Annotated in this window: 18 protein-coding genes, 1 tRNA gene and 3 pseudogenes; 9 read left to right on the plus strand and 13 right to left on the minus strand. The window is 69.7% G+C overall.

Annotated features, from left to right (window positions below; translation table 11 throughout):
- Nucleotides 1-51: 51 nt before the first annotated feature.
- On the minus strand, nucleotides 52-729 hold the full coding sequence (locus ACFXPL_RS09280; protein WP_384915033.1) for a DUF461 domain-containing protein: 678 nt from the start codon (nucleotides 727-729) through the stop codon (nucleotides 52-54).
- Between the two features lie 736 nt (nucleotides 730-1,465).
- Between ACFXPL_RS09280 and ACFXPL_RS09285 the strand changes: the two genes are divergently transcribed.
- From ACFXPL_RS09285 to ACFXPL_RS09315, 7 genes are all read left to right on the plus strand, one after another.
- Nucleotides 1,466-1,948 (plus strand): CarD family transcriptional regulator, encoded by a 483-nt coding sequence (locus tag ACFXPL_RS09285; protein ID WP_003953493.1) that lies wholly within the window; start codon nucleotides 1,466-1,468, stop codon nucleotides 1,946-1,948.
- Between the two features lie 439 nt (nucleotides 1,949-2,387).
- A complete protein-coding gene (gene ispD, locus ACFXPL_RS09290; RefSeq protein ID WP_384915036.1) occupies nucleotides 2,388-3,134 on the plus strand; it encodes a 2-C-methyl-D-erythritol 4-phosphate cytidylyltransferase in 747 nt (248 codons plus the stop codon).
- Nucleotides 3,124-3,693 carry a 2-C-methyl-D-erythritol 2,4-cyclodiphosphate synthase gene (gene ispF / locus ACFXPL_RS09295; protein WP_384915039.1) on the plus strand — a complete coding sequence of 190 codons (570 nt, stop codon included), beginning with the start codon at nucleotides 3,124-3,126 and terminating at the stop codon, nucleotides 3,691-3,693. Before ispD ends, ispF begins: the two co-directional genes overlap by 11 nt.
- A gap of 282 nt (nucleotides 3,694-3,975) precedes the next feature.
- Nucleotides 3,976-4,380: a PPOX class F420-dependent oxidoreductase gene (locus tag ACFXPL_RS09300; protein ID WP_384915042.1), complete on the plus strand. Its 405-nt coding sequence runs from the start codon at nucleotides 3,976-3,978 to the stop codon at nucleotides 4,378-4,380.
- Between the two features lie 236 nt (nucleotides 4,381-4,616).
- A complete protein-coding gene (cysS, locus tag ACFXPL_RS09305; RefSeq protein ID WP_384915045.1) occupies nucleotides 4,617-6,017 on the plus strand; it encodes a cysteine--tRNA ligase in 1,401 nt (466 codons plus the stop codon).
- A gap of 125 nt (nucleotides 6,018-6,142) precedes the next feature.
- A complete protein-coding gene (gene rlmB, locus ACFXPL_RS09310) occupies nucleotides 6,143-7,093 on the plus strand; it encodes a 23S rRNA (guanosine(2251)-2'-O)-methyltransferase RlmB (RefSeq protein WP_384915048.1) in 951 nt (316 codons plus the stop codon).
- Between the two features lie 126 nt (nucleotides 7,094-7,219).
- Entirely contained in the window at nucleotides 7,220-8,950 is a 1,731-nt protein-coding gene (locus tag ACFXPL_RS09315; protein WP_384915051.1) for a DoxX family protein, read from the plus strand.
- A 267-nt stretch (nucleotides 8,951-9,217) separates the two neighbouring features.
- Here the strand turns inward: ACFXPL_RS09315 and ACFXPL_RS09320 are convergent, their stop codons facing one another.
- From ACFXPL_RS09320 to ACFXPL_RS09330, 3 genes are all read right to left on the minus strand, one after another.
- Complete coding sequence (locus tag ACFXPL_RS09320; protein WP_384915054.1) at nucleotides 9,218-9,934, minus strand: NDP-sugar synthase; 717 nt, start codon at nucleotides 9,932-9,934, stop codon at nucleotides 9,218-9,220.
- A gap of 69 nt (nucleotides 9,935-10,003) precedes the next feature.
- Nucleotides 10,004-10,426 carry a hypothetical protein gene (locus tag ACFXPL_RS09325; protein ID WP_384915057.1) on the minus strand — a complete coding sequence of 141 codons (423 nt, stop codon included), beginning with the start codon at nucleotides 10,424-10,426 and terminating at the stop codon, nucleotides 10,004-10,006.
- Nucleotides 10,427-10,685: 259 nt separating this feature from the next.
- On the minus strand, nucleotides 10,686-11,810 hold the full coding sequence (locus ACFXPL_RS09330; RefSeq protein WP_384915060.1) for an ABC transporter ATP-binding protein: 1,125 nt from the start codon (nucleotides 11,808-11,810) through the stop codon (nucleotides 10,686-10,688).
- Between the two features lie 205 nt (nucleotides 11,811-12,015).
- Between ACFXPL_RS09330 and ACFXPL_RS09335 the strand changes: the two genes are divergently transcribed.
- A tRNA-Thr gene (locus ACFXPL_RS09335) sits at nucleotides 12,016-12,089 on the plus strand.
- Between the two features lie 116 nt (nucleotides 12,090-12,205).
- On the opposite strand, the gene ACFXPL_RS09340 is transcribed toward ACFXPL_RS09335, so the two are convergent.
- The 4 genes and pseudogenes from ACFXPL_RS09340 to ACFXPL_RS09355 all read right to left on the minus strand — a co-directional run.
- Nucleotides 12,206-12,430: a hypothetical protein gene (locus tag ACFXPL_RS09340; protein ID WP_384915063.1), complete on the minus strand. Its 225-nt coding sequence runs from the start codon at nucleotides 12,428-12,430 to the stop codon at nucleotides 12,206-12,208.
- A gap of 66 nt (nucleotides 12,431-12,496) precedes the next feature.
- Nucleotides 12,497-12,742, minus strand: a pseudogene (locus ACFXPL_RS09345) (WbqC family protein); the annotation flags it as partial.
- Nucleotides 12,743-12,836: 94 nt separating this feature from the next.
- On the minus strand, nucleotides 12,837-13,505 hold the full coding sequence (locus ACFXPL_RS09350) for a YdcF family protein (protein WP_384915066.1): 669 nt from the start codon (nucleotides 13,503-13,505) through the stop codon (nucleotides 12,837-12,839).
- A 14-nt stretch (nucleotides 13,506-13,519) separates the two neighbouring features.
- A pseudogene (locus ACFXPL_RS09355) lies at nucleotides 13,520-14,272 on the minus strand (hypothetical protein); the annotation flags it as partial.
- 1 nt (nucleotide 14,273) lies between these two features.
- On the opposite strand from ACFXPL_RS09355, the pseudogene ACFXPL_RS09360 reads away from it, so the two are divergent.
- Nucleotides 14,274-14,465: pseudogene (locus ACFXPL_RS09360) on the plus strand (transposase); the annotation flags it as partial.
- A 181-nt stretch (nucleotides 14,466-14,646) separates the two neighbouring features.
- Here the strand turns inward: ACFXPL_RS09360 and ACFXPL_RS09365 are convergent.
- From ACFXPL_RS09365 to ACFXPL_RS09385, 5 genes are all read right to left on the minus strand, one after another.
- Nucleotides 14,647-15,297, minus strand: a complete 651-nt coding sequence (locus ACFXPL_RS09365; protein WP_384915069.1) for a hypothetical protein — start codon at nucleotides 15,295-15,297, stop codon at nucleotides 14,647-14,649.
- A 185-nt stretch (nucleotides 15,298-15,482) separates the two neighbouring features.
- Nucleotides 15,483-16,322, minus strand: a complete 840-nt coding sequence (locus ACFXPL_RS09370) for an immunity 49 family protein (protein WP_384915072.1) — start codon at nucleotides 16,320-16,322, stop codon at nucleotides 15,483-15,485.
- Between the two features lie 8 nt (nucleotides 16,323-16,330).
- On the minus strand, nucleotides 16,331-17,197 hold the full coding sequence (locus tag ACFXPL_RS09375) for an immunity 49 family protein (protein ID WP_384915075.1): 867 nt from the start codon (nucleotides 17,195-17,197) through the stop codon (nucleotides 16,331-16,333).
- A gap of 361 nt (nucleotides 17,198-17,558) precedes the next feature.
- The gene (locus ACFXPL_RS09380) at nucleotides 17,559-17,768 is read right to left on the minus strand and encodes an integrase core domain-containing protein (RefSeq protein ID WP_384915078.1); all 210 of its coding nucleotides are present in this window, start codon (nucleotides 17,766-17,768) and stop codon (nucleotides 17,559-17,561) included.
- Nucleotides 17,769-17,792: 24 nt separating this feature from the next.
- Nucleotides 17,793-18,641, minus strand: coding sequence for an immunity 49 family protein (locus ACFXPL_RS09385; protein ID WP_384915081.1), 849 nt, complete (start codon nucleotides 18,639-18,641; stop codon nucleotides 17,793-17,795).
- Nucleotides 18,642-18,643 lie beyond the last annotated feature (2 nt).

The following is an 18,643-nucleotide window of genomic DNA, read 5'->3' on the forward strand; positions in this document are numbered from 1 at the left end:
GCCAGGAACTCCGGGCCGACGCCAACGCCGTATCGTCGCTGTGCTCGTACGTCAGTGGGACGTACCCGTACCCGCGTCCGTCTCGGCGTCGGCCGAGGCCGAGTTCGAGGCGGAGCCGGACGGGGTCCCCGGCGCGTCCTGGCCCGCCGCACCGGCTCCGGCCCCGGGCGACGACGAGCCGCTGGGGGTGCCCCCGGAGGCCGACGCGGAGGGGGCGGAGCTGGGGCCGACGCCCTTGAAGTAGGTGTCCGACGGGAAGACGAAGGCGCGCAGCGCGACCTCGCCGGTCTTGCTGAAGGAGAACACGACCTTCTGCGCGTCGCCGTTCTTCGCGGCCTCGCGGCCGTTCTCGATCATGGCCGAGGCATTGCCCGTACCGCCGAGCTGGACCGAGCCGAGCGCCGGTACGGTGATCGGCCCCGACCCCTTGGCGGGTGCGAGCTTCACCGTGGCGTTGGTGCCCGGGAGCTTCACCGAGTCGAGGGTCTGCGCGCTCGTGTCGCTGTTGAAGACGGTGCCGGTGACGACCGCGGGACCCTCCGCGTCGGCCTTGGGCTGGGTGACCACCGTGATGTTCTGGAGGCTGATCTTGTCGACGGACGTGGCGGCGTTGTCCGGCTTGACGCCGAGTGTCTGCGCGTTGTTGCCGGCGCCGCACGCGGTGAGCGGGGCAAGCGAGAACACGAGGGCAGTGGCGGCGAGGGCGCCGCGTCGAAGGCTGCGGCTCACGGCGGCGGCATCTCCTAGGACGTACGGACGGAGGGAGGGAGGGCTGGGAACGAGGGTGGTGCGGGTCGTACAGGACGTGCGGTGCTGCGGTGGTGCGAGGCTTGCGGTGGTACGGGTGCGAGGAGCGGGCCGATGACCTCAAGACGGGGCCAAAGGTGCGTCTGCGCCCTCAGGTTACCGAGCCGTCCTCGCCGCCCCGCACCCGACCCGCCTCCCGGCGTCACCGGTCCGTGCCGGCGCCGGCCCCGGGTGACACCGTCGCCCCCGCCGATGATCGATTGACGGCTGATCTCCACCCTGTTTCGCACACCGTTCACATAAATCCGGTGATCAATTATCCGGGCCGTCCGGCATTCCTTACGAATACCGTGGCACGCGCGACCGTGATCGAATTCGGATTCCCGCGCACTTCCGTCGTACTTCTGTCGTGCCCTCGCCACACTTCTGTTCGTACGAGTGACCGACATCCGAACGCGGTACGGTAAGTTCCGCCGCCGTAACCCGGCAAAACGGGACGTTAGCCCTCCCTTGAGGGGCCCGCGCTCCACGTGACGCGGGTGTTTCCATGCCCCATCGCAGCGGCTCCGACCTGCGAATACCCCCTTCCGGAAGCCGTTCGCAGCACGTTCCTGGCGCTGTTGTCAAGCCCCGAGATGCGCCCTGACCTGCGAAAACGCCATTCAGAAGAAGCCATTCTCGTGTTACCCTGGATAGCCACGGAAGGGGTACCTGTCACATGACGTTCAAGGTTGGCGACACCGTGGTCTATCCCCATCACGGGGCCGCGCTGATCGAGGCCATCGAAACTCGCCAGATCAAAGGCGTGGACAAGACCTACTTGGTGCTCAAGGTCGCCCAGGGCGACTTGACGGTGCGTGTACCGGCGGACAATGCGGAGTTCGTCGGCGTGCGCGATGTGGTCGGTCAGGACGGGCTGGACCGGGTCTTCGAGGTGCTCAGGGCGCCGTACGCGGAAGAGCCGACAAACTGGTCCCGTCGCTACAAGGCAAATCTCGAGAAGCTCGCCTCCGGCGACGTCATCAAGGTCGCCGAAGTGGTCCGCGACCTGTGGCGCCGGGAGCGCGAGCGCGGACTCTCCGCAGGTGAGAAGCGCATGCTCGCCAAGGCGCGGCAGATTCTTGTCAGCGAGCTGGCTCTCGCGGAGAACACGAATGAAGACAAGGCCGAGGCTCTGCTCGACGAGGTCCTCGCGTCCTGAACTGAACGCGACGCACGCAGCCCGCGCGATGTGAAGTGAAGCAGCGAATGCCGTGGTGCCCGTTGGCAGGCTTTTGGGGGAAAGCCGAGTCGTCGGGCACTGCGGCATGTTCGTATCGTCTCGCGGCATGCTCATGCCCACGTCCGCATGCTTCATGCCCGCACGCTTCATGCCTTCGCGTCTCTGCCCACGCGCGTGTTTCTGCCCACGTGCCCCTGGATGTATGGATGTCGCGTCGCGCTTCGTGCGCGGCGCGTCGTGCGTTCGTACGTCCGACGCCGAGGCCCCTGGGGGGGGCCGGTGCGGCGATCGTCTCGACCCTGGTCACGGAAGGGTCGGGTCAAGGCGTCCCGCCCGGCTCGCTGAGCCCCTACCCATGTCGGCCGCGGAAACAAACCTGCCGGAACAAAGCCAGAACAAACCCGCCGGAGTGCAAGCGATGTCTGAGGAACCCCGCCCCCACCGCACCGCCGCGGTGATCCCCGCCGCAGGCCGGGGCGTACGGCTCGGCCCAGGCGCCCCCAAGGCGCTGCGCGCGCTGGGCGGCACACCGATGCTGATCCACGCCGTCCGCGCGATGGCCGCTTCGCGGGCCGTCTCGCTCGTCGTCGTGGTCGCACCGCCGGACGGCGCACCGGAGGTGAAGAACCTCCTCGACGCGCACGCCCTGCCCGAGCGCACCGACTACCTCGTCGTGCCCGGCGGAGAGACCCGCCAGGAGTCCGTACGGCTCGGCATCGACGCCCTGCCCGACGCCATCACCAGCGTGCTCGTCCACGACGCGGCCCGCCCGCTCGTCCCGGTCGAGACCGTGGACGCCGTCGTCGAGGCCGTACGGGACGGTGCGCCCGCCGTCGTCCCCGCGCTGCCCCTCGCCGACACCGTCAAGCAGGTCGAGCCACGGGCGAAGGGCGAGCCGGAACCGGTCGTCGCCACGCCCGAGCGGGCCCTGCTGCGCGCCGTACAGACCCCGCAGGGCTTCGACCGCGCCACGCTGGAGCGCGCGCACCGGACGGTGGCGCAGGTGGGTGAGGGCGCGACCGACTGCGCCGGTATGGTCGAGCGGCTCGGCGCGCCCGTGGTGGTCGTGCCAGGACACGAGGAGGCGTTCAAGGTGACCAGGCCGCTGGATCTGGTGCTGGCCGAGGCGGTTCTCGCCCGGAGGAGGCTCACCGATGGCTTCTGAGCGCCCCACGCCCCCCGTACCTCCCACGCCCCCCGCACCTCCCGTGTCCCCCGCACCTCCCACCCTGGTGCCGGCGCTGCCGCAGGTGGGCATCGGCACCGACATCCACGCCTTCGAGGAGGGCCGTGAGCTGTGGTGCGCGGGCCTGCTCTGGGAGGGCGAGGGCCCCGGGCTGGCCGGCCACTCCGACGCGGACGTCGTCGCGCACGCGGCCTGCAACGCGCTCTTCTCCGCCGCCGGCCTCGGTGACCTCGGCGCGCACTTCGGCACGGGCCGCCCCGAGTGGTCCGGAGCCCCGGGCGTCACCCTCCTCAAGGAGGCGGCCAGGATCGTCCGCGCGGAGGGCTTCTCGATCGGCAACGTCGCCGTCCAGGTCGTCGGGGCGCGGCCCAAGATCGGCAAGCGCCGGGACGAGGCACAGCGGGTGCTCTCCGAGGCGGTCGGCGCGCCGGTCGCGGTCTCCGCCGCCACCTCCGACGGCCTCGGCTTCACCGGGCGCGGCGAGGGCCTGGCGGCGATCGCCACGGCGCTGGTGGTGCGTACGGCCCCGACGGGCTGAGGCCCCGGGACGTTGCGGTCCGGTGCGTGCGGCGGTCCGGTGCGTGCCGCGGTCCGGTGCGTGCCGCGGTCCTGGGGCGCCGCGGCCCCGTGGTGCGTGGTTCTGCGGGCACCTGTCGGTCCGCAGGTGTCCCAACCCTCTTACGGATCCGGCTCCGTGGCCCCGTACCGGCCGGAGCGCGGGATCGAACGGCGCGAAATACCGGCGCGAACGACCGGGTTGGGCGATCATCGTTCGGTATTCATCCACCGTACGGCCGCAGCACGAAGCAGGAAGGCAGCCATGACAGCCGCACTCTCCGATGACCTCAAGCAGCTCCTCGACACCCCCGTCTTCGTCAACATCGCCACCATCCAGCCCGATGGAAGCCCGCAGGTTTCACCTGTATGGGTGAAGCGCGACGGGGACGACGTCCTGATCTCCACCACGGTCGACCGTCAGAAGGAGAAGAACCTGCGTCGCGACCCCCGGGTCACCGTCGTCGTGCAGCCCGCCGACGCCCCGTACACCTACGCGGAGATCCGGGGCACGGCGGCGCTGACCACCGAGGGCGGCCAGGAGCTGATCGACGAGCTGTCCGTGAAGTACACGGGCAAGCACTACGCGGAATTCAACCCGAGTGCCGGGGACGACAACGAGCGGGTCGTCGTCCGCATCACGCCCCGCAAGGTCGTCGGCAGGCTCTGAGCCGCGGCGGGACGTGCCGTCTCGACCCCGGCGGGCGTGCTCGTCGTCCTGGCCCCGGCGGGCGTGCTCGCCTCGACCCCGGCGGACGCGTCCGCGCCACGTGACCGTGACACGTGTCGCCACATGAGTGTCGCCACGTGTCGCCACCCATGTCCGGCGTCGTCAATGTCACGCTTCGGTGTCCCCGTGGCCCAAAGGGTCGCGGGGCACTGCCCCGGGCGCACTACCCTTGTCGCGTGACTATTCGGCTGTACGACACCGGCGCCCGGCAGATCCGTGACTTCACCCCGCTCGTGCCGGGCTGCGTCTCGATCTACCTGTGTGGCGCCACCGTGCAGGCCGCCCCGCACATCGGGCACATCCGGTCGGGACTGAACTTCGACATCATGCGCCGCTGGTTCGAGCACCGCGGCTACGACGTGACGTTCATCCGCAACGTCACGGACATCGACGACAAGATCATCGCCAAGTCGGCCGACCAGGGCCGTCCGTGGTGGTCCATCGGCTACGAGAACGAGCGCGCCTTCAACTCCGGTTACGACGTGCTCGGCTGCCTGCCGCCCACCTACGAGCCGCGCGCCACCGGGCACATCACCGAGATGATCGAGATGATGCGCGGTCTGATCGAGCGCGGCCACGCGTACGAGGCCGACGGCAACGTCTACTTCGACGTCCGGTCCTTCCCCGGCTACCTGGAGCTGTCCAACCAGGATCTGGACGATCTGCGCCAGCCCTCCGGCGAGGGTGAGACCGGCAAGCGCGACCAGCGCGACTTCGCGATGTGGAAGGCCGTCAAGCCCGGCGAGCCGTCCTGGGAGACGCCCTGGGGCCGCGGCCGGCCCGGCTGGCACCTGGAGTGCTCGGCGATGGCCCACAAGTACCTGGGCTCCGCCTTCGACATCCACGGAGGCGGCCTCGACCTGATCTTCCCGCACCACGAGAACGAGATCGCGCAGGCCAAGGGGTACGGCGACGAGTTCGCGAAGTACTGGGTGCACAACGCGTGGGTCACCATGAGCGGCGAGAAGATGTCCAAGTCGCTCGGCAACTCGGTGCTGGTCTCCGAGATGGTCAAGCACTGGCGCCCCATCGTGCTCCGCTACTACCTCGGCACCCCGCACTACCGCTCGATGATCGAGTACAGCGAGGACGCCCTGCGCGAGGCCGAGTCCGCGTTCGCGCGGATCGAGGGCTTCGTCCAGCGGGTCATGGAGAAGGCCGGGGGAGTGGTGGAGCCCGCGGACGAGGTGCCGCCCGCCTTCGCCGAGGCCATGGACGACGACCTGGGCGTCCCGCAGGCCCTCGCGATCGTCCACACCACCGTCCGCCAGGGCAACTCCGCGCTCGCCGCCGACGACAAGGAAGCGGCCGTCGCCCGGCTCGCGGAGGTACGGGCCATGCTCGGCGTCCTCGGCCTGGACCCGCTCGACCCGCACTGGGCAGGCGAGACCGACCGCGGCGCGGAGCTGCACGGCGTCGTGGACACGCTCGTACGGCTCGTGCTGGAGCAGCGCGAGGCCGCGCGGGGCCGCAAGGACTGGGGCACGGCGGACGCGATCCGCGATCAGCTCCAGCAGACCGGGCTGGTCATCGAGGACGGGCCTTCGGGTCCGCGGTGGACTCTGGGACCGCGCTGACCTGCTGAAGTGTGCCGCCCGGTGGTCCGGGCGGCACACTTACGTACCCTGACATAAAACGTATGAACGCCGCGCGACCGAAGCGCCGCGTAGCCGCGTAACGAAAGCAATGAAACAGGTAGGTCATGGCCGGGAACAGCCAGCGCAGGAACCGCCGTACGTCCAACAAGAAGGGCGCGCAGGTCGGCAGCGGTGGCAAGCGACGCCGCGGCCTGGAAGGGAAGGGCCCGACACCGCCCGCGTCCGCGCGCAAGGGCCATGCCCAGAACCGCGTCGCCAACGCCAAGGCCAAGCAGACGGCCCGCCGCCAGGTCGTCCGGCGTGGCGGCAAGGGCACCAGCGAGATGGTCGTCGGCCGTAACCCGGTCTTCGAGGCGCTGCGCGACGGCGTGCCCGCCTCGATGCTCTACGTACAGCAGTTCATCGACAACGACGAGCGCGTCCGCGAGGCGCTCCAGCTCGCGGCGGACCGCGGCGGCATCCACCTCATGGAGGCCCCCAAGCCCGAGCTGGACCGCATGACGAACGGCCTCAACCACCAGGGGCTCGTCCTCCAGGTCCCGCCGTACGAGTACGCGCACCCGGACGACCTGTCCGCCGCCGCCTTCGACGACGGTGAGGACCCGCTGATCGTCGCGCTCGACGGGGTGACGGACCCGCGCAACCTGGGCGCCGTCGTCCGCTCCGTCTCCGCCTTCGGCGGCCACGGCGTCGTCGTACCGGAGCGGCGCGCCGCCGGGATGACGGCCGGTGCCTGGAAGTCCTCGGCGGGTACGGCCGCGCGCACGCCGGTCGCCCGCTGCACCAACCTCACCCGCACGCTGGAGGCGTACCAGAAGGCCGGTCTCACGGTCGTCGGTCTCGCGGCGGACGGCGAGGCGGAGGTCGGCGACCTCGCGGCGCTCGGCGGCCCGGTCGTGATCGTCATCGGCAGCGAGGGCAAGGGCCTGTCGCGGCTGGTGGGGGAGACGTGCGACATCCGCGTACGGATCCCGATGCCGGGCGGCGCGGAGTCGCTGAACGCGGGTGTCGCGGCGGGCGTGGTGCTGTACGAGGCGTCGCGCCACCGAGCCTGAGACGGTTCACGGGGGCGGTGCGGAGTGCCCGTACCGTCCCCCGAACGGCCCTGCTTGATGATCTTGACGGGTCTCGGACACATAGGCGCGTCAAGGCAGTGTCCTAAACACAAGTCACTCGGTTAGATGAGTGTGGACACCAGAACGCCCCGGCCCGGGTTCGACGATCAGCCCCCGCTGAGCATGCTCAAGGTGGACTGCGATCCCGCGCAGGTCATCGTGAACCACGCCAGCTTCCGGGTGAAGCTCGCAACGCCTCAGCGCCCCAGCCCCCTGCGCATCCCCGCCATGACCGGCGCGGCCGTCGCCGCCGGCGGCAGGGCGCCACGGAGGCGGGCGCCCGTCGTCTGGAGCGGGAAGTCGGCACCGGGCGACCCCGGGGCGAGCGGGCTCCTCCAGGCCGTAAGGAACTCCGCCCCGGTACCGGCGGGCGGCGCCCGCGGCCCCGGAAGACGGTACGAAGCCGGCGCGACGCAGGTCATCCCCCGGCCCGGCCCGGTCTCCGACACCGAGACGACGATGCCGAACCCCGTCGTCGGCGGCCCCCGCACGGAGGCCACGCCGCTGCTGCCGCCCATGCGCCGGGCGGTCGGCGCGTACGACCTGCCCGAGCAGGGACCGGGCGCGGGCCGTCGAGCGTACGGCGGCCACGGCATCGACGGGGACGACGGGGGCGACCTCGACAACGACCTCGACGGCGACCTCGGATACGACCCCGACGAGCGGCCGCGTCTCCAGCGGCACGGCAACGACTCCGTCCGGCACGCCTACTACCCCGGCCGCCGCATGAACCTCGGCGTGGTGCTGCTCCCGCTCCGCGTCTTCCTCGGCTTCATCTCCATCTACGCGGGCATGGGCAAGCTCTGCGACCCCGTCTACTTCGACGGCGGCGAGCGCGGCTCCATGGTCAAGTGGCTCAGCTCGCTCCAGCCATGGGCGCTGGCGGAACCCCTGCGGGACTTCGCGCTCTCGCACCCGGTCGGCGCGGGGCTCAGCGTCGCCTTCCTCCAGATCGTGGTCGGCGTCCTGACCGTCCTCGGCCTCTGGCAGCGGGTCGCCGCCTCCGTGGGGACGCTGCTGTCGGCGGCGCTGCTGCTGACGGTGAGCTGGCGGACCGTACCGGCGTACGACGCGCCCGACATCATCTACCTGGCCGCCTGGTCCCCGCTGATCATCGCGGGCGCGCCCGTCTACTCCGTCGACGGGCGGCTCGCGAGCGAGGCGTGGCGCACGCTCGGACCGCGCTCCGAACTCTGGGACCTGCGACGGCGCGTGCTGCGCAGGGGCACGATCGTGGCGAGCGTCGTCATCGGGCTGACGCTGCTGATCGGCTCGGTGCTGGGCGGGGCCGTACGCTCCTCGGACCTGGTGCGGGTACCGGGGCCGGGCGTCGACCCGGTCAACCAGCTCCCGGGCATGCCGCTGCCGCAGCGGCAGCGCGGCCCGTCGGGCGGCGCGTCCGGCTCGCCGGACAGCGGGGGCGCCACCAGCGGTACGTCGTCGGCGCCGTCCGCGACCCGCTCGGGCAGCCCGTCGGCGCGCCAGTCGGAACCGGGCGCCGGTACGACGCCGGAGAGCGGCGGCGCGAGCACCGGCGCCGGTACGGGAACGAGCACCGGGCAGACCCAACAGCAACAGCAGCAGCCCAGCCAGACCCAGGGCACGGTCCAGCAGCCGCCCCGGACGGCCGAGCAGGCCCCGCCGCCCTCCAGCAGCCAGGGACCGTCCTCCACGGGCGGTACGGGCGACGGGAGCGGCGGAGGCGGCGGCGACGGGGGCGCGCCCGCCACCGGCTCCTCAGGGGGCTCCTCGGGCGGCGGCGGAAACCGTAACCCCATCGGCGGACTCCTCGGCTGACACCACCACCACCGACCGCGCCCGGCCTCCGACGATCTGAGGAGGGGGCGGCCACCCGGACCACGGGCGGCCGCCCCCTCCCGCACGTCCGGGTGAAGGGGCGTGAAGGCACGCACGTAAGCGTCCGAGGCACGCCCGCCCGCGTCACGGCGTTAGCTTCCGCGTGCGCGCCGACGCCCCCGCGCGTCAGGGCGTTCGCGTCCGCGCCGACGCCCGCCCGCGCCAGGGCATTCGCGTCGCGTCAGGGCATTCGCTTCCGGCTACGGCTCAGCGCGCCCCGCCGGCCAGCTCCTTCGCGGCCTCCGTGAGGTCCTTCGCGGTGTCGATGGCGCGCCAGTAGGCCCCCTGAGGCAGCGGGAAGCCCGCGAGACGGCGTTCCCGGGCCAGCCGGGGGAAGGTGGTCCGCTCATGGTCGCCGCGGTCCGGCAGCAGCTCGTGGAAGCCCGCGGAGAACACGTACACCCCCGCGTTGATCAGATACGGCGAGGGCGGGGACTCGATGAAGTCGAGGACATGGCCGAACTCGTCGGTCTCGACGGCCCCCCAGGGGATCCGCGGCCGGGCGAGCGCGAGGGTGGCGGTCGCGTCGCGCTCGAAGTGGAAGGCGGCCATCTCGCGCAGCGAGAAGCGCGTCCAGATGTCGCCGTTGGTGGCGTACCAGGGCTGCCCGGGGTCCGGCAGCCCGGCCGCGGCGTGCTTGAGGCCGCCGCCGCGCCCCAGGGGTTCCTCCTCCACCACGGTGGTGACACGCAGGGGGAGATCGGCCGAGTCCAGCCACTCCTGGAGGACCTCGGCGAGATGGCCGCACGAGACGACGGCGTCGGTCACGCCCTCGGCGGCGAGCCAGGCGAGCTGGTGGCCGATGATCGGGGTCCCGGTTCCGGGGATCTCGACCATCGGCTTGGGGCGGTCGTCGGTGTACGGCCGCAGCCGCGACCCCTGGCCGCCCGCGAGCACCACGGCCTGTGTCGGATACGTATGCATGCCGTGAACGATAGGCGGGGCGGTCGGGCGGCTCGCGGCCAGGGAGCGGGGCGGTCGGCGTGCGCGGGATCAGCTCCCCACGGCCTGCTCGGAGACGCCGTACGCGAAGGACGTGTCGCACACGGGGCGGGAGAACGACTGCGCGCGGGCCGGGCCGTACGTGGCGACCGCGGCGCGTCCGAGGGCGCGGGCGATCGACACGCAGTGCCGCGCGAGCGAGGGGCGTTCCTCGACCTGCCGCTGGAGGTGCGTCAGGGCGATCCCCGGATCCTTCTCCTGAAGCTCCATGAGGAGCTGGTCGCGCAGAACGTCCTGGGGGGCACGGGACTTGGCCCGGACCGAGGCGGTGTCCGAGGAGGCCGTCAGGACCTGCGACTCGGTGGAGCTGGTCGCCCACGGAACACGGGCGACCGCGAGGGTCCCGGAGAGCACCAGGACGACGGGCAGTACGAATGCGAGAGTTCGGCCGATACGGCGGGCTGTGTGGGTCACGCAGGCGAGCGTAGCGGTCAGTGATGATTTGGCGACATTTAGTCACTCGGTTGAGGGACGGTTCGATCGGTTTTTTCGAATAGGGGGTTGACGGCCGCCATCCGAAATGGCCCGTATGGAGAGGTATTTGCGGTGGGGAAGCAGGATACGCCGACGGCCCCGTACCGGAGTACGGGGCCGTGCGGACGAATTCGGGCCGGAGTTCGGCGCGGGCGCGCCGAACTCCTCCCGGGTCGCTCGTGGTGCTTGTGGCGCGGGATCAGTCGGTGAGGCGCTCGCCCGTGGAGGTCGAGAAGACGTGCGTCTCGCCGGCGCGCGGCACGACGTGCAGCGTGGCGCCCTTGTCGGGCACGGCACGGCCGTTGACGCGGACGACGACCTCCTTGGACTCGCCGCCGACCTCGGCGGTGCCGTACACGTAACCGTCGGCGCCCAGTTCCTCGACGACGTTGACGGTCACGGCGAGACCGGCCGGGGCGTCCTTCGAGAGCGCGCCCGCGGTGCCGCCCTCCTCGACGATGTCGAAGTGCTCGGGGCGGACGCCGACCGTGACGGTCTTGTCGCCCTTCTCCGACGCGACGGAGAGCGCCTCGCGGGAGACCGGCACGACGCTGTTGCCGAACTTCACACCGCCGTCGGTGATCGGCACCTCGACCAGGTTCATGGCCGGGGAGCCGATGAAGCCGGCGACGAAGAGGTTGTTGGGCCGGTCGTACATGTTGCGCGGCGAGTCGACCTGCTGGAGCAGCCCGTCCTTGAGGACCGCGACCCGGTCACCCATGGTCATGGCCTCGACCTGGTCGTGGGTCACGTACACCGTGGTGATGCCGAGGCGGCGCTGGAGCGAGGCGATCTGCGTACGGGTGGAGACACGGAGCTTGGCGTCGAGGTTCGACAGCGGCTCGTCCATGAGGAACACCTGCGGCTCCCGCACGATGGCCCGCCCCATCGCGACACGCTGCCGCTGGCCACCGGAGAGCGCCTTCGGCTTGCGGTCCAGGTACTCGCTGAGGTCGAGGATCTTCGCGGCCTCTTCGACCTTCTTGCGGATGTCCGCCTTGTTCACGCCGGCGATCTTGAGCGCGAAGCCCATGTTGTCGGCGACGGACATGTGCGGGTAGAGCGCGTAGTTCTGGAACACCATCGCGATGTCGCGGTCCTTCGGCGGCAGGTGCGTGACATCGCGCTCGCCGATCCGGATGGAGCCGCCGTTGACGTCCTCAAGACCCGCGAGCATGCGCAGGGAGGTCGACTTGCCGCAACCGGAGGGACCGACGAGGACGAGGAACTCGCCATCCTCGATCTCGATCTCCAACTGGTCCACGGCGGGCTTCGTGGAGCCCGGGTAGACGCGGGTTGCCTTGTCGAACGAGACAGTAGCCATGGCGATGTGTCCCCTCACCGGCAGGAACGTGCCGGACGATCCGAGTAAAGGAATGGGTCCCCCACCGAAGGAGGCGGGAGATGGGTCTAGTCCACCTGGGTGAACTTCAGGTGACGCTACCCGCCGTTCGGCGATCTGTCAGCACTCCTGCACGCAGCAAATTCCGGCGGCCGGGTGATCGGGTCCGGTTACACTTCTCGGACGCGCCTCCTTAGCTCAGTTGGCCAGAGCAACGCACTTGTAATGCGTAGGTCGTCGGTTCGAATCCGACAGGGGGCTCCGTTGAACCCCAGGTCGCATAGCTCGTGACCTGGGGTTTCTGCTGTTCCGGGGCTGGCGTGCCGGATGGTCGGGGCGCGACGGGAGGGCCTGCGCGAGCGGAGACGCTCAGGGACCTACCTCTTGGAGTTCCGGCGCTTGGCCTTCACGGCCTCCTCGGCCCGGGCTTTCGCCTTGTTGCTCTGCTTGCTGCCCTTGGCCCTGCCGGCCTTCTTGGCCTTCTCCTTCTTCGCGGTCTTGAGTGCCACCTTCTCGGCCTCGGCCTTGCGCTGGAGGGGGAGGTCCGGGCCGAGGAGCGGGCTGCCCACGCCCTGCGGACCGCGGCCCGCGACATCGCGCACACCGCCACGGACGGAGACTGGGGCGACCGTGGCGGTCCGTCCCGTGCCGAAGGCATCCAGCACTGGGGCCAGGGCCTGTGCGAGCGCAGGCCAATAGGGACTCGCTCCGTAGTACTGCCGCAGCATCCCAGCGGTCTTCCGCCGGGCCCGGTCTGGATCGTCGATCAACGTGTCCCGGATGAGAGTCGGCCGTCCGTGGGGAAGGTGAGTGGGGACGGTGAGCCACTGCCGACGACTCGGATCATCGAGAGTCCCGAGGCGGGCTCGGTGCTGGTGGTCGCGGCGGGTGAACTGCAGGTCGTCCAGGACGATTCAGTGGTCAGCCGCGAACAGGCCGGCCAGTGTGGTCAGTCTCGGCAACGGATTGGGCTGGTGGATGGCACACAGCCTGCCCGGCTCCGGCAGGTCAGGAAGTGATGAGACGGCTGGTGAAGCCGTCATGGGTGAGGGATTCGTACGCTGCCTGCACGTCCTCCGGGACCTCCTGCTCGATGGCGAATCCGAGCTTCGGATACTCGATGACCCGCTGGAGATCGCCGACGAGCATGTCCAGGACGAGCTTCTCGTCGCCGATGGACTTCACGTAGTCGTCGAACTCCAGCGGCTCCGACGCGCAGAGGATCTCGACGTCGGGCCAGAGCTTGCGGGCGGTCGCGAACGACCGCCGTTCCATGTAGGGCTTGGAGACCAGTAGCACGGTGGTCGGGGTGATACCGGCGGCGGTGAGGACCTGACGGGAGAGAGTGATGTTCTGCCCCGTGTTGCCGGCGTCCGGTTCCAGCAGGATCGCCTCCGCGGGTACGCCGAGGTCGATGGCGTGCTCGCGGAAGTGGACGGCCTCGCCGCGCGGAAAGACCTTGGCGGTGGTGGGGCTGTTGCCGCCGGTGAAGACCAAGGTCGAGAAGAGTCCGGCGCGGTACAGCTCGACAGAACGGGTCGCGACGCCGAGATCGTGGCTGCCCAGGCCGATCGCCACGTCGACGGGCCGCAACTGGTGGTGCATCTGGTGGTAGTCCCAGATCAGCGCCGCCCGGCGCCACTGGTCCTCGGTGATGGCCTGCTGGTTGTCGCTCACGCGTCTCTCCCTGGTCACCGTCGCCCGGGGCCGGTCGCCCCCTCGTTCATGGCCTTGATGCCCTCGATACTGCGCAGTTGGTGGACGAGTCCGTACCGCGCGGCCGTGCGCGTGGCCTGATCGAGGACGAGGAGTCCATCATCCCGGGTCGCCATGTCGGAGAGCAGGATGTGGCCATGGGCGGTGTCCAGCCGTACGCGTTGCATCGGTGAGTCGGTGGCCCCGCTGGTGCGGGCGATGTCGATGTACTGCAGGGCCTGGGTGAGGTCGCCGGCACCTCGGCGGGCGAGGGCGAGTTTCTGGTGGGCCACCGACCAGTCGTCGGGTTCGGTGAGGTCCTCGAAGTCGCGGGTCGCGGCCTGCATGACACGGGTCGCGTAGTCGTGCCGGCCGTTCTTGCTCAGCGCCGTGCCCACCCGTAGGCGGGCCCTGGCGCGGTCTCGGCGGGAGAGGCGGTCGTCGACGGCGAGGATCTCGTAGTGGCGGGCGGCAACCTCCAGGTTGCCGGACATTTCCGTGACCACCGCGAGGGAGAGGTCGAGCTGGGCGACACGACGCGGGATGCCGAGCTGAGTGAAGACCGCGCGAGCCCCGGCGTAGGAGTGCTGGGCGGAGAGTGGGCCGAGCACAGAACCTTGGTCGCGTTTCAGGTCACCGAGCAGCGCGGTCGAGCGGGCGAAGAGGTACAGGCCCTTCTCGTCCAGTTCCCGATCATTGAACCGCGCCGGCCAGCGGCTGAGCAGGCTGTCGGCGAAGGCGAAATTCTGGATCGCCCGTCGCGGCACCCCGCACGGCTCCGGACTGGGCAAGACCCGCTGGGTCGTCGAGCGCACCTTCGCCTGGCTGGACCAGTTCAAACGCCTTCGGATCGGCTACGAGATACGCGCCGATCTCCATCTCGGCCTGCTTCAACTCGCCTGCAGCATCATCTGCTTGAGACGATTCCGAACCGGATTCTGAAATGATCTGTTAGCCGTGACACTGACGCGGTGACCGGCAAGGCACTTCTCGGCCTCGCCCGTGAACAGCCCGCCCCGCAGACCAGCCAGAATGCTCAGCCAGTCTGGCTGAACTCGGTGAGCGCGATCACGTCCTCGGCCATGCGGTGCTCCCCCAGGGCAATGTGGACCGGGTTGGATATCTAGCCGAATACCGCATCGGTGAGGTCCGGTCCCCGCCCGTAGATGATGTCGGGAGCCTTGAGCCCATGCCCCTCCGCTCGACCGTAGTACGTCGGCTCGCCGGGCTCCGCCTCGACTCCGAGCGCTTGGACGAGCTCCTGCAGGGCTGACGCGAGCCGTGGCGCGTTAGCGGCATGAACGGCCGGGTGGGGCTCGCCCCGGAAATCACACAGACCCCATACGTCGTGGTACACGGACAGTTCGGCCGAAGGGCCGATCTCGTCGGTTGACACCATGAGTTCGACCAGACGGTACTCCTTCTGGCGTGTTCCGCTCGCGTCGAACCACGCGCCGGACCCCAGCACAAGGATTCCGCCCATCTCCGCCTGCGGATGACCCGTCGGCCGACAGGCGCGGAGTTCATCGGGCAATGCCGGATCGTCGAGCGAACGCCTGACAAGGTCCAGGCGGCTATGGATACCGAGGCCGCCCTTTCCGACCTGGAGCCAGTTCCACTCAAGCGCGTCCGGCTCCAGCAAAGCGTGCTTCTGGAGCACCGCACTCATGCGCCCCGCGGTGCTGAGCGCGGACTCCAGGCCAGGCTCCACCACGTCGTCCAGGTCCCAGAACCACGAACCGCACTCTCTCGGCGCGCGCAGCAGCGTACCCATCGAACTTCCTTATCATTTTGCGCCATTGGTTGGATATGCAATGAGGGGCCCGTCGTTGAATTTTGGCTCAAAGAGGCGTTAGTGCGGTCAACGGCCCTTTGTGCGGCCTGGATTTCACGCTCTGCGCGTCTCCCTGACCGGGGCGGTTCACTTGAGCCCGCACCGGGCTCGTCACGCAGTCCGCCTTAAGTGGGGAATTCGCCGCACCAGTTGCCGGCGAGGAGGGTGGCGGGCAGGTATTCGGACTCGACCTCGATCGGAATGCCCTCGTTCCGGGCGAAGCAGGCCATGGCGAGCGGCGCGAGGGCGACGAGACCCGAGACCCGGGCCGCCCGGCCCTCGTCGGTCCAGTACTCCTTGTGCCACTCCAGGGCTGCGGCGAGGGCGCGATCGAACCCGGCGTGGTCCCCGCGAACGACGCGGTGGAACATCTCCATCGGCGGATACATCAGCTTGCCCGCGGCTTCCGGATGAGTGGCGACCGCCGGGTCCGTGCCGTCGATCGCGGCCACCAGCTTCGCGCTGAGGCCGTCACCACCGAGCCAGTAGGTCTGCAGCGCGTCGATCCAGGCGTACTCGAACGCGTCGAAGTGCGCGTTGTTGTCCCGGAGCAGCGACAGCGGCACCCGGCACAGCGCTGTGATCCTGTCCCGCTCCCGGCACACCACGGCCAGGTGGAACGCGGCCAGCCAGGTGCCGGGTGTCACGTACTGCTGTGGGCCGGTGGTCTGGAGCGTACGGTCCTCGTGCGCTATCCGGCACCGCACCTGGTCCTCGGCCGCGGTCGCGGCGGCGAAGACGGCCGAACCGACCTGCATGGCGTTCACCCAGGCATCCCACGTGGGAAAGATCGACCCCCGCGGATCCGTCAGGCAGTGCACCTTGGCCACCATGAGCGTGGTGTCCAGGGCTTCGCCCAGACCGGTCGAGTCCGCCTCCAGACCACCGATCCACCCTTCCGCACTCTCCTTGAGCGCGGTGAGCGCTGCTTCCGCGTTCTCTGTGGGGAAGGGATGGCGAGTCACCGCACGACTCACGTGGCGAACTCACCGACCCAGGTGTGCCGCAGCAGGTGCTTGGGGAGGTACTCCGACTCGACCTCGATCGGCATGTCTGCGTCAGACGCCATGCAGGCGATCGCGAGCGGTGCCAGGGCGACCAGACCGTCACCGCTGAGGGAACGGGCCTCGTTCGCGGTCCAGTACTCCTTGTGCCAGGTCAGGGCCGTCGCCAGGGAGTCGTTGAAGGCCTGGTCCTCCCGGCGCAGATAGAGCTGGAAGAGCTCCAGTGACGGGTAAATGATCTTCGGTATCAGTTCCGTGCCGGTGATCCGGGCGTGCTGGGGATCGGTGCCGTTGACCGCGGCGACCAGGGTGTTCCAGGTCTCCGCCCGGCCGAACCAGAAGTTCTGGAGGGTCTCGATCCAGGTGTAGACGTATTCGTCGAACTCCGCGCCTGAGGCACGCAGGAACCCCACCGGGACCTGGGCCAGCTGGTTCACCCGCTCGTTCTCGCGGCAGATGAGCGCCAGGTAGAACGAGGTGAGCCAGTTCCCGGCATGCAAGTAGTCCTGCGGACCGGTCGCCGGGAGCTTGCGCACCTCGTCCAGGGTCCCGACCCGGCAGTTCACCGGGCCTTCCTGCGCGGTGCCGGCGGCGAAGAGTGCGGATCCCACCTGCATGGCCAGGACCCACGACTCCCAGGTTTTGAGATCGCCGGCCACCGGGTCCTGGAGGCAGTGCCATTTCGCCGCCGACAGTGCGGACGGCAGCGCGTCCCAGCGGTCGTCCTCGGACGCCTCGATCCCCTCGACGGCCTCCTGGGCGGCCGCAACCACCGGCTCCATGACCTCCGCCGAGTTGTCCGTAGGGAAGTCATGGCGCGGAACGCGCGTTGCCATTGGCTCTCCTCCAGCTAAAACGTGAAGTCCTCGATCACGGCACCAGCGTAGAGGCCGTCACTGTTGACATCTGCCTTGGCCTTGACAAGGGGTTACCTGAGCTTCACCGCTTTCAACGCGGCACAGAGGTCCTTCGTGATCTCGGCGTCCCTGCCACCGCGCGAAGTCATTTCGGCCAGGATCGTACGACTATATGGCCTGGTGCCCTTCTGAGTCCGCATGCCTTGCGCACCGCCGTGGTCGCTCGGGTCGAGCGGCTCGGGGGTCGGCCTTGCCTTGGCGCCAGTCCGGACCGTTGGAACTCATGCGGGGGCGCGTGAAGTGAGCTGTCCCGAGTTTCGTGGAGTCCGGTGACCTTTTTTCAGACGGACTGCGGGGCTCGTTCCTGGCCCTGCCGGAAGTCGCGTTCGAACTCGGCTGGTGGCACGTGGTCGAGCGAGGAGTGCAGGCGGTCTTTGCTGTACCACGTGCCCCATTGGAGGATCGCGCGCTCCACCTGGTCCACGTCCTGCCAGGCGCCTTGCATCTCGATCAGCTCGGCCTTGAAGGTGCCGTTCAGCGCCCCGGCCATGGCCCCGGCCGGCGGGGCGCGGTGCTACGCGTCGAACTCACCGCGCCAGGCGAAGTCGAGGAGGGCCTGGGGGAGGTAGTCGGACTCGATCTCGAGCGGGAGGCCGTTGGCCTTGGCCAGGCAGGCTATCGCCAGCGGAGCGAGGGCCACGACCCCCTGGATGTTGAGGGTGCGGTCCTCGTCCGCGGTCCAGTACTCCTTGTGCCAGCGGACGGCGTCGGCCAGGGCCTCGTTGAAGCCGGCCACGTCGTTGCGCAGGTAGCGGTAGAGCAACATGATCGGCGGGTAATGGAGTTTGGTCATGGTCTCCGCGTCGAGGACACGGGCCTGCTCGGGAGCGCTCAGATCCACGGCGCGCACCAGGTGGGTGCGCAGGTCGTCACGGTGGAGCCAGAAGCTCTGGAGGGTCTCCACCCAGGCGTAGGCGTACTCGTCCAGCGTGCCGCCGAAGTCGCGCAGCAGGGACACCGGAACTCGCGCCAGCATGTCGAGGCGGGCTGCTTCACGGCAGATGATCGCGAGGTAGAAGGCGTCGAACCAGGTGCTCGCGTTGAGGTAGGCCTGCGGCCCGGTGGTGGCGAGGTGGCGCTCCTCCTGGCGGACCTTGCAGGTGACCGCTTCCCCTTCGGAAACGGCGGCGGCGAAGACAGCCGAATGCGCCTGCATGGCCAGCAGCCAGGACTCCCAGGTTTCCAGCATCACGGCGCCGGGGTCCCCGACACTACGGACCAGGGCGACGTTCAGCGACTCCGTGACCGCGCCCGACCTGGAACGGTGCGAGGTCTCGATCCCCTCCAGCACATCGGACAGCGACCCCTCCATGACAGGAACCACCGCCGCCATCGCATCCTTCGGATAGTCCTGGCGGGACACGG

It is taken from the genome of Streptomyces sp. NPDC059092, from assembly GCF_042756365.1.
Lineage (GTDB): Bacteria > Actinomycetota > Actinomycetes > Streptomycetales > Streptomycetaceae > Streptomyces.